We start from the raw sequence: 12942 nt of genomic DNA, 5'->3' as shown, positions 1-12942 counted from the left end.
GGCCAATGTCACTACTGGAGTGGCAGATCACCTGCTGAGCGGATTGCTCCCTTCCCGTTCAACGCCGCGCTGCGGCGGCTCGCGTCCAACGCTCGCGAAATGGAAACCTATCACAGATAAATGTGTCAACTACTGACTAAGTCGTGGCCATTTCATGTCAGCATGGTGACTCAAACGCGAAGGCGTGGCTCTTACCTCTAAACGGTATGCAGTCGCTCTACACATCGCTGGGAGGTGCGACTGCGGGGCTCCCGGGTGTGACCAGGATGTTAGAGTTTCAATGTCATCTGCTGCCTGATTACGCTGTTCAAGCCATGCCCGAACTCCCCGAAGTCGAAACCACCCGGCGCGGCCTGGAGCCACATCTGTCGGGGCGGCGCATCCATGGGGTGATCCTGCGGAGGCCGGATCTGCGCTGGCCGATCCCGCCGGAGGTGGCGGAGCACCTGCCGGGGCAGCGCATCGACGGGATTCGCCGGCGTGCCAAGTATCTGCTGCTGGACACCGCGGTCGGCAGCGCGCTGTTGCATCTGGGCATGTCCGGCAGTCTGCGCGTGTTGCCCGGCGACACGCCGCCGCGGGCGCACGATCATGTCGACATCAGCCTGGAAGACAGCCGCGTGCTGCGCTTCAACGATCCGCGCCGGTTCGGCTGCCTGTTGTGGCAGGCGCCGGGCGAGACCCATCCGTTGCTGGCCGAACTGGGGCCGGAGCCGCTGTCGGAGGCGTTCGACGGCGATCATCTGTTCCGGCTCAGCCGCGGCCGCACCGCGCCGGTCAAGACCTTCCTGATGGACCAGCGCATCGTGGTCGGGGTGGGCAACATCTACGCCGCCGAGAGTCTGTTCCAGGCCGGCATCAGTCCGCTGCGCGAGGCCGGCGAGGTCTCGCGCGCCCGCTACGCGCGCCTGGCCGAGGCGGCCAAGGCGATCCTGGGCTATGCGATCCAGCGCGGCGGCACGACGCTGCGCGATTTCATCAGCCCGGACGGGGCACCGGGCTACTTCGAGCAGGAACTGTCGGTCTACGGCCGCGAGGGCGAGGCCTGCAAGCGCTGCGGGCGCACGCTGCGTCATGCCAGCATCGGCCAGCGCACCAGCGTCTGGTGCGGCCACTGCCAGCGCTGAGCGATGGCGGCGCTCGCGTGGAGCGCAGATGGCGCAGTCGGCTCGCGCGGGTAGACCCGTTGCCCGGTCCGCATTGCCAAATCCGGAAGGCAGGGGCGGGAAGACGCGTCCCACGCGCCAGGTCTCGGCTGCCCGGCGTGCCCGTGCCCGCGGATTCCACCGCATGGGCGCCATCACCGCCGTCTTCGGCGCCGCTTGTCTATGATGAGCGTCCTTTTCCGTTTCGATCCCGGCCATGCAACGACGCGATTTCCTCAAGAACGCCGCCGCCGCCTTCGCCGCCATGGGCTTGCCGGCGATGCCGATGCTCGGCCAGGCCGCCCCCGCGGTGGGCCTGCGCCGCCTGGGCAAGCCGCAGCCGTTCGACTACGCCTGGCTCAAGGGCCACGCGCGGGCCATGGCCGAGGCGCCGTACCAGAGCCACAAGCGGGTGCTGCCGGCGCCGGTGGAGGGATTGACCTGGGACCAGTACCAGTCGATCCGCTACCGCCAGGATCACGCGCTGTGGGCGGCCGAGCCGGGGCCGAAGTTCCAGGCCAAGTTCTTCCACCTGGGCCTGTATTTCAAGACGCCGGTGCACATGTTCGACCTGGTGGACGGGCAGGCGCAGGAACTGGCCTACGACAGCGCGGCATTCGACTACGGCAGCAGCGGGCTGAAGGGCAAGCCGCTGCCGAAGGAACTGGGCTTCGCCGGCTTCCGTCTCAACACCAAGCAGGACACCGACCGCGACTTCGCCGCCTTCCTCGGCGCCAGCTACTTCCGTGCGGTGGGCAAGGAAGGCCAGTACGGCCAGTCGGCGCGCGGGTTGGCGATCGACACCGGCACCGGTGGCCCGGAGGAATTCCCGGACTTCATCGCCTACTGGCTGGAACAGCCCAAGGCCGGCTCGGACACGGTGGTGGTCTATGCGCTGCTGGATTCGCCCAGCGTGGCCGGCGCCTACCGCTTCGCGATCACCAACGGCGACATGCTGCTGATGGACATCGACAGCGCGCTGTATCCGCGCAAGACCATCGAGCGCCTGGGCCTGGGTCCGTGCACCAGCATGTACCAGGTCGGCGAGAACGATCGCCGCATGGATTGGGACTGGCGCCCGGAGATCCACGACACCGACGGCCTGGCGATGTGGACCGGCGGCGGCGAGTGGATCTGGCGGCCGCTGTGCAATCCGCCGCACCTGCGCTTCAACATGTTCGTCGACGAGAACCCGCGCGGCTTCGGCCTGCTGCAGCGCGACCGCAACTTCGATCATTACCAGGACGACGGCGTGTTCTACGAGAAGCGCCCGTGCCTGTGGGTGGAGCCGAAGCAGGGCTGGGGCAAGGGCTCGGTGCAACTGGTGGAGATCCCCACCGTCGACGAGACCTTCGACAACATCGTCGCGTTCTGGAATCCGCAGGACAAGCCGCAGCCGGGCCAGGAACTGCTGTTCGGCTATCGCCTGTACTGGGGCGCGCAGCCGCCCGCGTCCTCGCCGCTGGCGCATTGCGTGGCCACCCGCACCGGCCTGGGTGGCGTGGTCGGGCAGAAGCGGCACTATTTCTCGTGGCGCTTTGCGGTAGATTTCGCCGGCGGCGAGCTGGCCAAGCTGGGCAAGGAGAAGGACGCCAAGGTCGAGGCGGTGCTGCAGCTCAACCGCGGCCGCACCGAGATCGTCTCGGCGCGGCCGCTGCACGAGATTTCCGGCTACCGCGCGATGTTCGACGTGGTGCCGCCGGACGACGGCAGCGAGCAGATCGACATCCGCCTGTACCTGCGCAGCGGCGAGCGGCCGCTGACCGAGACCTGGCTGTACCAGTGGACGCCGCCGCCGGCGGCCGAGCGCAAGCTGTATTGAGCGCAACCGCGCGCGCTGCCTGCCGGCAGCGCGCGTGCTTGGATCGGGCATTGCGCTCGCTCGCATTTCAGTCCTGGCGCAGCCGGGTGTGCGAGCGTGGTGTGCATCGCGCGTCGCGGCTGAAGCCGCTCCGACAAGGATGCGCGGTCCCGGCAATGTGCTGCTGTGGGAGGGACTTCAGTCCCGACGCGGAAATGGCTCCGCCTTCAGTGCTTGTCGGGCTCCTGCGGCGGCTTCTGCGGCGCGCCTTCCGTGCTGATGTCCTCGACATCGCCGATGTCGACCCGGCCCGGGGTGCGGCCGTCCCACACCTGGTCCTGCAGCTTCCAGTACGCGCTCGGTTCCCAGAACTGCTTGGCGTAGAACACTTCCGGATCGATGCTGCCGCCGCGCGGGCCGTTGATCGACAGCGGGCCGGCCGCGCCGGAGTGGCCGAGCAGGCCGCCGGTGCTGCGCATCGCCTCGCGCCGCAATACCGCTTCCTGGCGCGGCTTGGCGACCTGGTCGCCGTACTCGGCGAGCATGGACTTGTCGAGCTTGGCCGCGCGCTTGCGCTCGTCCGGGGTCAGCTGGTTCCAGTACTCCATCTTGCGCGCGCCGAACTGGTCGTAGCCGCGCTCGGCGGCCAGCGCCATCCACAGGAAGCCCATCGTATGGTCGGCGGCGCCGCCCTGGCCCTCCCAGTACATCTCGCCCAGCCGCGCCTGCGACGGCTTGTCGGCATAGCGGGCGGCCAACTGGTACTGCTTCCTGGCCTCGGCGTACTCGCCCTTCTTGTCGGCGCGGATGCCGGCACGGCGATAGAACAGGTCCAGGTGCGCGTCGAGGAAGCCGTCGGTCAGGACCTGCGCAGGGATGTCCTGGAAGGTGTGGTCGCCCGGGGCCGCAGCGGCGGGGCCGGGGAGGGCAAGCAGCAGGGCACAGGCCAATGCGGTCGCGCTGCCGGCGAAAAATCCTTTCAACGAAAGCATGTTCCTCGTCCCATGAGTGCGTCATCGGCGCGATTCTAGGCATGCCGCCCGGGCGCGCTCCATAGACTGATGGCATAGGCACCGCCGCGCGTGCGGCCCGTGTCAGCCACGGTTCATCGCCTCCAGACCTGACGCACCAGCACGGTGCGTCGGCGGTTGCATTCCGGTTACAGCGGCAGCGCGATCTGCAGCGGATCGATGCGGCCTTCGCCGCGCATGATCTTCTTGAACTCGGGGCGGCTGACCGACACGTAGCGCTCGTTGCCGCCGATCTCCACCTGCGGGCCGTCCTGCACCGCGTGGCCGTTCTCGTCCACGCGCACGGTCATCGTCGCCTTGCTGCCGGTGTGGCAGATGGTCTTGATCTCCTGCAGTTCGTCGGCCCAGGCCAGCAGGTACTGGCTGCCCTCGAACAGTTCGCCGCGGAAATCGGTGCGCAGGCCGTAGCACAGTACCGGGATGCGCAGCCGGTCGACCACTTCGCTGAGCTGCCAGACCTGGGCGCGGCTGAGGAACTGGGCCTCGTCCACCAGCACGCAATGCAGCGGCCCGTGGTTGGCGATATCGGCCTCGATGGTGGCCAGCAGATCGGTCTCGGCGACGAAGGGCATGCCGTCGGCGCGCAGGCCGATGCGCGAGGCGACCACGCCGCTGCCGGCGCGGTGGTCCAGCCGCGGCGTCAGGATCGCCGTGCGCATGCCGCGCTCGCGATAGTTGTGCGCCGACTGCAGCAGCGTGGTGGTCTTGCCGGCGTTCATCGCCGAATAGTAGAAATACAGTTTCGCCATGCCGCAGATTCTAGCGCGGCGGCCGCGCGCCCCGGCCTTCGTCGGCCGGATCGCGAACGGGTTCAGCGCCGGCGCGACGGCCGGGCGTCGGTGCCGGCCGGCGCCCGGTACAATGCGCGGCCAAGGGAAGTCTTCATGCACGGTCTCAATCCTCCCCAACGCGCCGCGGTCCTGCATTGCGAGGGTCCGTTGCTGGTGCTGGCCGGCGCCGGCAGCGGCAAGACCCGCGTGATCGTGGAAAAGATCGCGCACCTGATCGCCAGTGGCCGCTACCCGGCCAAGCGCATCGCCGCGATCACCTTCACCAACAAGTCGGCCAAGGAAATGCGCGAGCGCGTGGCCAAGCGCATCCGCAGCGAGGCCGCCGACGGTCTGACCATCTGCACCTTCCACGCCCTGGGGCTGAAGTTCCTGCAGATCGAACACGCCGCGGTGGGCCTGAAGCGCGGCTTCTCGATCTTCGACGCCGACGATGCCGCCGCGCAGATCAAGGACCTGATGCCCGGCGCCAAGCCCGATGCGATCGAGGACGCCAAGAACCTGATCTCGCGCGCCAAGAACGCCGGGCTGTCGCCGGAGCAGGCGATGGCGGCCGCGCGCAGTAACCGCGAGCAGGAAGCGGCCAGCCTGTACGAGCGCTACCAGGCGCGGCTGAGTACCTTCAACGCAGTGGACTTCGACGACCTGATCCGCCTGCCGGTGCAGGTGCTGGAGGAGAATGAGGACATCGTGATGGCCTGGCGCGAACGCATCGGCTACCTGCTGGTGGACGAGAGCCAGGACACCAACGACGCGCAGTACCGGCTGCTGAAGATGCTGGCCGGCCCGCGCGGCAACTTCACCTGCGTGGGCGACGACGACCAGAGCATCTACGCCTGGCGCGGCGCCAACCCGGAAAACCTGATGCAGATGGGCCGCGACTACCCGGCCCTGCAGATCATCAAGCTGGAGCAGAACTACCGCTGCTCCAACCGCGTGCTGCGCGCGGCCAATGCCCTGATCGCGCACAACCCGCACGAGCACCTGAAGACGCTGTGGAGCGACCAGGCCGACGGCGAGCGCATTCGCGTGTGGGAGTGCCGCGACAGCGAGCACGAGGCGGAAAAAGTCGCCGCCGAGATCGCCTACCTGGGCACCGCCAAGCAGGTGCCGTGGAGCGACTTCTGCATCCTGTTCCGCGGCAACTTCCAGTCGCGGCCGCTGGAAAAAGCGCTGCAGATGGCCAGCGTGCCGTACCACATCACCGGCGGCACCGCGTTCCTGGAGCGGCAGGAGGTCAAGGACGTGCTGTCCTGGCTGCGCCTGCTGGTCAATCCCGACGACGACGCGGCGTTCCTGCGCGCGGTGCAGGCGCCCAAGCGCGAGGTCGGCGCGACCTCGCTGGCCAAGCTGGCCGAACTGGCCTCGGCCAAGCATCTGCCGATGTCGCGCGCGGCCGAGTCGGTGGGTGCGTTGCAGCAGTTGCCGCCACGCGCGGCCAACGGCCTGAGCGACTTCGTCGACATCCTGCACGAACTGCGCGCGGCCTCGACCACGCTGTCCTCGGCCGACGTGGTGCGCCAACTGGCCGAGCAGTCGGGGCTGATCCGCGAACTGCGCAGCCAGTGCAAGGACGAAGCGAGTTTCCAGCGCCGCCGCGGCAACCTGGAGGAACTGGCCAAGTGGTTCGAAGGCGGCCCGCGCGGCGCCACCGTCGGCGACCTGGCCGCGCAGTTGGCGCTGCTGTCGCGCAACGATAAGGACGACGGCGGCAACCAGGTGCGGATGATGACCATGCACGCGTCCAAGGGCCTGGAGTTCCGCTACGTGTTCATCGTCGGCTGCGAGGACGGCGTGCTGCCGCACGAGGTCAGCCTGGAAGAAGGCAACCTGCAGGAAGAGCGGCGCCTGCTGTACGTGGGCATCACCCGCGCCAAGGAGCAGCTGTGGATGAGCTACAGCAAGCTCACCCGCAAGTTCGGCGAGCACATCCGGCTCAAGCCCAGCCGCTTCTTCGACGAGATCCCGGCCGAGGAAATGCAGCGCGATGGCGCCGACCCGGTGGCCGACGCCGCGCGCAAGAAGGAGCGCGCCAATGCGGGGCTGGCGGCGATCCAGGCGTTGTTCGATTGAGAGCCGGGATTGGGGAATCGGGATTGGGGATTCGTAACGCGGGGTGCATTGCGCTGCGGGTGGTGAGGCTTGGGTTTAGTGCGTGTAGTGCGTGGACTTGTCGCTGTTCCTTCTCTCTGCGGGAGAAGGTGCCCCGCAGGGGCGGATGAGGGTCGGGCGCAGCCTCGTGCACTCACACTGCGCGAGTCGCTTCGCGCCGTACCCTCTCCCCAACCCCTCTCCCGGAGGCAGAGGGGCTAGTGGGCTGTTCCTTCTCCCGGCGGGAGAAGGTGCCCCGTAGGGGCGGATGAGGGTCCGGGCGCAGCCTCGTTGACCCACACTCTGCGGGTCGCTTCGCGCCGTACCCTCACCCCAGACCCTCTCCCGGAGGCAGAGGGCTAGTCGGCTGTTCCTTCTCCCTGTGGGAGAAGGTGCCCCGAAGGGGCGGATGAGGGTGCGGGCGAAGCCTCGTGGACCCACACTCTGCGGGTCGCTTCGCGCCGTACCCTCACCCTAACCCCTCTCCCGGGGGGAGAGGGGCTTGATCGCGGGCGCTCGCATACTGTCCGTTGTGTGCAGGGTTGGAGGCCTCCGGCCAGGCGCGTTCTCCTCTGCGCTGTGATTGCTGGTTCCTTTCATTGCGGCAGAAACACGCGCGGCTCCTGCCGAGGCGTGCGGAGCATATAGCCAATGCACTGTGGGAGGGACTTCAGTCCCGACGCATTGCGGTGTGCCGAAGCCAGTGGCGCCGCGCATCGCGGCAGCAGCCATCTCCATAAACGAGAACGGGCCGCTAAGCGGCCCGTTCCCGCTCGACGGCGCTGGCGCTTACGCCGACAAGTGCTCGATCGCCGCGACGCTGCCGAGGCGATCGCCCAGGCGCTTGAGCAGGGCCAGGCGATTGCGACGCAGCGCCAGGTCGTCGGCGTTGACCATCACGCCGTCGAAGAACGCGTCCACCTGCGGGCGCAGCCGCGCCAGGAAATTCAGCACGGTGACGTAGTCGTGCTGGCGCAGCGCGCCGTCGGTCTCGGCGATCGCCGCTTCCACCGCTTCGGCCAGCGCGCGCTCGGCCGGCTCGCGCAGCAGGCCCGCGTCGACCTGCGCCGGAATCTCGCCCTCGGCCTTGCGCAGGATGTTGCGGATGCGCTTGTTGGCCGCGGCCAGCGCCTCGGCCTCCGGCAACGCGGCGAAGGTGCCGATCGCGTCGATGCGGCGGTCGAAGTCGTAGAGCGAGCCGAGCGCCGCGGTCGCGGTTGAAACCGCTCCTACGGGCGCCGCCGTGTCCTTCGTAGGAGCGGCTTCAGCCGCGACCGAGAACAGCGCGGCTACTGCGTTGAACTGCGTTGCCGGCACGCCCTTGTCGGCGTAGTAGCCGCGCAGGCGGTCGAGGATGAAGTCGAACAGTTCGGCCACCATCGGCGCCGCATCCAGTGTTGCGGCTGTCTGGCCGTGCTCGGCAAAGTGAGACTTCAGAACGTCGGCGACGAAACCGCCGCTCGCGGAGGCGGTGGCAGCCGGGTTTGTGGCGGGCTGCCTCCCCGCTGCTTCCTTCTTCGGAGTGGTGGCGGCGACAGCGAGGAGCGCCTGCAGCGTAGCGGCGGCAAGCAAATTGCGCAGATTCACATCAAACCCACTCTCAATCACCGTCCGCGCCAACCCCAGCGCATTGCGCCGCAGCGCGAACGGATCCTTGTTGCCGGTCGGCTTCAACCCCGCGGCGAAGCCACCGGCCAGCGTGTCCAGGCGTTCGGCGATCGCCAGCACCTTGCCCAGCGGCGACAGCGCGATGTCGTCGCCGGCGAAACGCGGCTGGTAGGCCTCGTCGATCGCCAGGGCGATTTCGCTCGGTTCGCCGGCGGCGAGCGCGTAGTGGCGGCCGGCGATGCCCTGCAGTTCCGGGAATTCGTTGACCATGCGCGACTGCAGGTCGTTCTTGCTGAGTTCGGCGGCGCGGCGCGCCTGCGCCGGGTCCACGCCGACCTGCGCGGCGATCGCCTCGGCCAGCGCGGCCACGCGCTGCACCTTGTCGGCGATGCTGCCGAGCTTGGCCTGGTAGGTGACGCTGGCCAGGCCGGCGCCCATCGCCTCCAGGCCCTGCTTGAGGTCTTCGTCGAAGAAGAACTTGGCGTCGGCGAAGCGCGGGCGGATCACCCGCTCGTAGCCCTTGGCCACTTCGGCGACGTCGCGCGAGACGATGTTGGCGATGCCGATGAAATGCTCGGTGAGCTTGCCGCCGGCATCCAGCACCGGGAAGAACTTCTGGTTGCTCTCCATGGTCTCGATCAACGCTTCCTGCGGCACCGCCAGGAACGCCGGTTCGAACTTGCACAGCACTGCCGACGGCCATTCGACCAGGTTCACCACCTGCTCCAGGTTGTCCTCGGCGATGCGCGCGCTGCCACCGGCCTCACGCGCTGCCTGTTCGACCTCGGCGACGATGCGCGCGCGGCGCACGTCCGGGTCCACCAGCACCTGCGCGGCCTGCAGCGCGGCCACGTAGTCGCCCGGCTGCGCCAGCGGTACTGGCGCGTCGTGCAGGAAGCGATGGCCGCGGCTGTCGCGGCCGGCCTGCACGCCGAACAGCGGCATCGGCACCACCTCGCTGCCGAACAGCAGCACCAGCCACTGCACCGGCCGCGCGAAGCCGTAGTCGTGATCGCCCCAGCGCATCGGCTTGGGGATCGGCATCGCCGCGATCGCCTCGCGCAGGATCTCCGGCAGCAGCGTCGCGGTGCGCGCGCCCGGGTTCACCGCGCGGTGCACGAAGCGTTCGCCCTTGGCATCGCTGGTGCGCTCCAGCGCGGTCCAGTCGATCCCGGCCTTGGCGGCGAACCCCTGCAGCGCCTTGGTCGGCTGGCCGTCGGCGTCCAGCGCGATGTTGAGGTAGGGGCCGAGCACTTCCGCGCGCTGCTCCGGTTGCTCGACGGCCACGCCCGGCAGCAGCACCGCCAGCCGGCGCGGCGTGGACAGCGGTTTGGCGTCGCCACGCTCGACCGCGATGCCGCGCTTCTCCAGCCCGGCGATGACGCCGTCGAACAGCGCCTGGGCCAGGCCCGGCAATGCCTTGACCGGCAGTTCCTCGGTGCCCAGTTCGATCAGCAGGGGAAGGTGTTGGCTCATGTGTCAGACCTTGCTTAGCGGTTCCTTCTCCCTGCGGGAGAAGGTGCCCCGAAGGGGCGGATGAGGGTGCGGGCGCCTGGGGAGTCGGAGCAGCCGGCCGTGCGTGCCGGCGTACCCTCACCCCAACCCCTCTCTCCCGCGGGGACTTCCTTCGGTCGCCGGCGGGAGAGGGGCTTGCATCACTTCTTGACGCCGGGGAAGCCCAGCTTCTCGCGCTGCGCGTAGTAGGCCTTGGCCACCGCCTGCGCCAGCGCGCGCACGCGCAGGATGTAGCGCTGGCGCTCGGTCACCGAGATCGCGCGGCGTGCGTCGAGCAGATTGAAGGCGTGGCTGGCCTTGGTCACCTGCTCGTACGCCGGCAGCGGCAGGCCGACTTCGACCAGCGCCTGCGCTTCCTGCTCGCAGGCGTCGAAGCGGTGGAACAGCTCGGCCACGTTGGCGTGTTCGAAGTTGTACGCGCTCTGCTCCACCTCGTTCTGGTGGTAGACGTCGCCGTAGGTGACCGGGCTGCCGTCGGGGCCGTAGGTCCACACCAGGTCGTAGACGTTGTCGCAGTTCTGCAGGTACATGCACAGGCGCTCGAGCCCGTAGGTGATCTCGCCCAGCACCGGCTTGCACTCCAGGCCGCCGGCCTGCTGAAAGTAGGTGAACTGGGTGACTTCCATGCCGTTGAGCCACACTTCCCAGCCCAGGCCCCAGGCGCCGAGCGTCGGCGATTCCCAGTTGTCCTCGACGAAGCGCAGGTCGTGCACCAGCGGATCGATGCCCAGCGCCTTGAGCGAATCCAGGTACAGCTGCTGGATGTTGTCCGGGTTCGGCTTCATCGCCACCTGGTACTGGTAGTAGCGCTGCAGGCGGTTCGGGTTCTCGCCGTAGCGGCCGTCGGTGGGACGGCGGCTCGGTTGCACGTAGGCCGCGTTCCACGGCTCCGGCCCGAGCGCGCGCAGGAACGTGGCCGGATGGAAGGTGCCGGCGCCCACTTCCAGGTCCAGCGGTTGGATCAGCACGCAGCCGTGCTGCGCCCAGAACTGGTTGAGGGTCTGGATCAGACCCTGGAACGTGATCGGAACGGACCGGGAAACGGACATCTCGCAGGGGGCCGGTTGAGGGGTGCGCTAGTATAGCGACCGACTCGCGGGGACTTCCGCGCACCGGACCTGGACCATGGATTCGCGCCCTGCCGCGCCGCCCGCGTCGTTGCCCGCCGAGCCCGCCGTCGCCTTGCCGCCGGGCCGGCTGAGCTTCGAGCGCGTGGCCGCCGCGCTGCTCGCCGACGGCCTGGTCGCACCGGCCGAACGCGGCCGCGTGCAGTTCTCGGCGCAGACCGCGCGCACCGTCAGCGACGTGCATCCGCTGGTGCTGCTGTCCAACCTGAAACTGGCCGCGACCCGCCCGCCGGGCAGCGAGCTGAGCCTGGAGCGGCTGACCGAATGGCTGGCGCAGCGTTGTGGCTTGCGCTACCTGCGCATCGATCCGACCCGGGTCGACGTGGCCGCGGTCACCGGCGTGGTCTCGCACGCCTACGCGCGCCGCCATCGCATCCTGCCGCTCGCGCTGCAGCCCGAGCGCCTGCTGGTGGCGACCAGCGAACCGCTGGCGCTGGACTGGCTCGGCGACGTGCAGCACCTGGCGCGGCGCCGCATCGAAGTGGTGGTGGTCAACCCGCTGGACCTGCATCGCTACACGATGGAGTTCTTCGGCGTGACCCGCTCGGTGCGCGGCGCCAAGGACGGGCGCACCGAGCAGAGCAGCGGCCTGCCCAGCTTCGAGCAACTGGTGGAACTGGGCCGCGGCGGCGACGTCAACGCCGACGACCACCACATCGTGCACATCGTCGACTGGCTGCTGCAGTACGCCTACGAACAGCGCGCCAGCGACATCCACCTGGAGCCGCGGCGCGAGGCCGGGCGCATGCGCTTCCGCATCGACGGCGTGCTGCACAAGGTGCTGGAAGTGCCGCCGGCGGTGATGACCGCCATCGTCAGCCGCATCAAGGTGCTCGGGCGCATGGACCTGGCCGAGCGGCGGCGGCCGCAGGACGGGCGCATCAAGACCCGCTCGCCGGGCGGGCGCGAGACCGAGATGCGCCTGTCGACCATGCCCACCGCCTTCGGCGAGAAGTGCGTGATGCGCATCTTCGACCCGGACGCCGCGTTCAAGAGCGTGGACCAGCTCGGCTTCAGCGCGCAGGAAGCGGCCGGCTGGAACGCGCTGGTGGAACGCCCGCACGGCATCGTGCTGGTCACCGGCCCCACCGGCTCGGGCAAGACCACCACGCTGTACTCCACGCTCAAGCGCCTGGCCACGCCGGACGTGAACGTGTGCAGCGTGGAGGACCCGATCGAGATGATCGCCACCGAATTCAACCAGATGCAGGTGCAGCCGAACATCGACCTGGACTTCGCCAGCGGCGTGCGCACCCTGCTGCGGCAGGACCCGGACATCATCATGATCGGCGAAATCCGCGACCTGGAAACCGCGCAGATGGCGGTGCAGGCCTCGCTGACCGGACACCTGGTGCTGTCGACCCTGCATACCAACGACGCGCCGTCGGCGATCACCCGCCTGCTCGACCTGGGCGTGCCGCACTACCTGGTCGCCTCCACCCTCAACGGCGTGCTGGCGCAGCGCCTGGTGCGCACCCTGTGCGGCCACTGCAAGCGCCCGCACGCGCTGGAGCCGCATGAGTGGGACGCGTTGCGCGAACCGGGCGAGGCCTTGCCCGAGCCGCTGCAGCCCTACGCCCCGGTCGGCTGCCTGGAGTGCCGCCGCACCGGTTACCTGGGCCGGGTCGGCCTGTACGAACTGCTGCCGGTGACCCCGCGCCTGCGTACCCTGATCCGCGCCGACATGGACCTGGCCGGCTTCAGCCGCGCCGCCCAGGACGAGGGCGTGCGCACGCTGCGCCGCGCCGGCCTGGAAAAGGTGGCCGCCGGACTGACCACCATCGAAGAAGTGCTGTCGGTGCTGCCGCCGCGGGAGTGAGCGGGCGGGAGGCGCGG

8 protein-coding genes are annotated in these 12942 nt (G+C 69.0%); 4 read left to right on the top strand and 4 right to left on the bottom strand.

Annotated features, from left to right (window positions below):
- The first annotated feature begins 314 nt into the window (after positions 1–314).
- Entirely contained in the window at positions 315–1127 is an 813-nt protein-coding gene (gene mutM, locus M3U25_RS15645) for a bifunctional DNA-formamidopyrimidine glycosylase/DNA-(apurinic or apyrimidinic site) lyase (protein ID WP_355501722.1), read from the top strand.
- Between the two features lie 235 nt (positions 1128–1362).
- The gene (locus M3U25_RS15640; protein ID WP_355501725.1) at positions 1363–2967 is read left to right on the top strand and encodes a glucan biosynthesis protein D; all 1605 of its coding nucleotides are present in this window, start codon (positions 1363–1365) and stop codon (positions 2965–2967) included.
- A gap of 206 nt (positions 2968–3173) precedes the next feature.
- On the opposite strand, the gene M3U25_RS15635 is transcribed toward M3U25_RS15640, so the two are convergent.
- Together M3U25_RS15635 and M3U25_RS15630 are read right to left on the bottom strand one after the other, a co-directional pair.
- Positions 3174–3938, bottom strand: coding sequence for a sel1 repeat family protein (locus M3U25_RS15635; protein ID WP_355501728.1), 765 nt, complete (start codon positions 3936–3938; stop codon positions 3174–3176).
- A 167-nt stretch (positions 3939–4105) separates the two neighbouring features.
- Positions 4106–4726: a thymidine kinase gene (locus tag M3U25_RS15630; RefSeq protein WP_242082658.1), complete on the bottom strand. Its 621-nt coding sequence runs from the start codon at positions 4724–4726 to the stop codon at positions 4106–4108.
- A 135-nt stretch (positions 4727–4861) separates the two neighbouring features.
- Here M3U25_RS15630 and rep point away from each other — a divergent pair, with 135 nt between their 5' ends.
- Positions 4862–6838, top strand: coding sequence for a DNA helicase Rep (gene rep, locus M3U25_RS15625; protein WP_010340793.1), 1977 nt, complete (start codon positions 4862–4864; stop codon positions 6836–6838).
- Between the two features lie 807 nt (positions 6839–7645).
- On the opposite strand, the gene glyS is transcribed toward rep, so the two are convergent.
- Together glyS and glyQ are read right to left on the bottom strand one after the other, a co-directional pair.
- On the bottom strand, positions 7646–9940 hold the full coding sequence (glyS, locus tag M3U25_RS15620; protein ID WP_355501731.1) for a glycine--tRNA ligase subunit beta: 2295 nt from the start codon (positions 9938–9940) through the stop codon (positions 7646–7648).
- 179 nt (positions 9941–10119) lie between these two features.
- A complete protein-coding gene (glyQ, locus tag M3U25_RS15615) occupies positions 10120–11028 on the bottom strand; it encodes a glycine--tRNA ligase subunit alpha (RefSeq protein ID WP_160947476.1) in 909 nt (302 codons plus the stop codon).
- A gap of 76 nt (positions 11029–11104) precedes the next feature.
- Between glyQ and M3U25_RS15610 the strand changes: the two genes are divergently transcribed.
- Positions 11105–12925 carry a GspE/PulE family protein gene (locus M3U25_RS15610; protein WP_242157627.1) on the top strand — a complete coding sequence of 607 codons (1821 nt, stop codon included), beginning with the start codon at positions 11105–11107 and terminating at the stop codon, positions 12923–12925.
- The last annotated feature ends 17 nt before the right edge of the window (positions 12926–12942 follow it).

The organism is Xanthomonas sp. PPL134 (genome assembly GCF_040595915.1).
Taxonomy (GTDB): domain Bacteria; phylum Pseudomonadota; class Gammaproteobacteria; order Xanthomonadales; family Xanthomonadaceae; genus Xanthomonas_A; species Xanthomonas_A indica.
The sequence above is the reverse complement of the archived record's forward strand: the minus strand, read 5'-3'. Positions and strand labels throughout refer to the sequence as shown.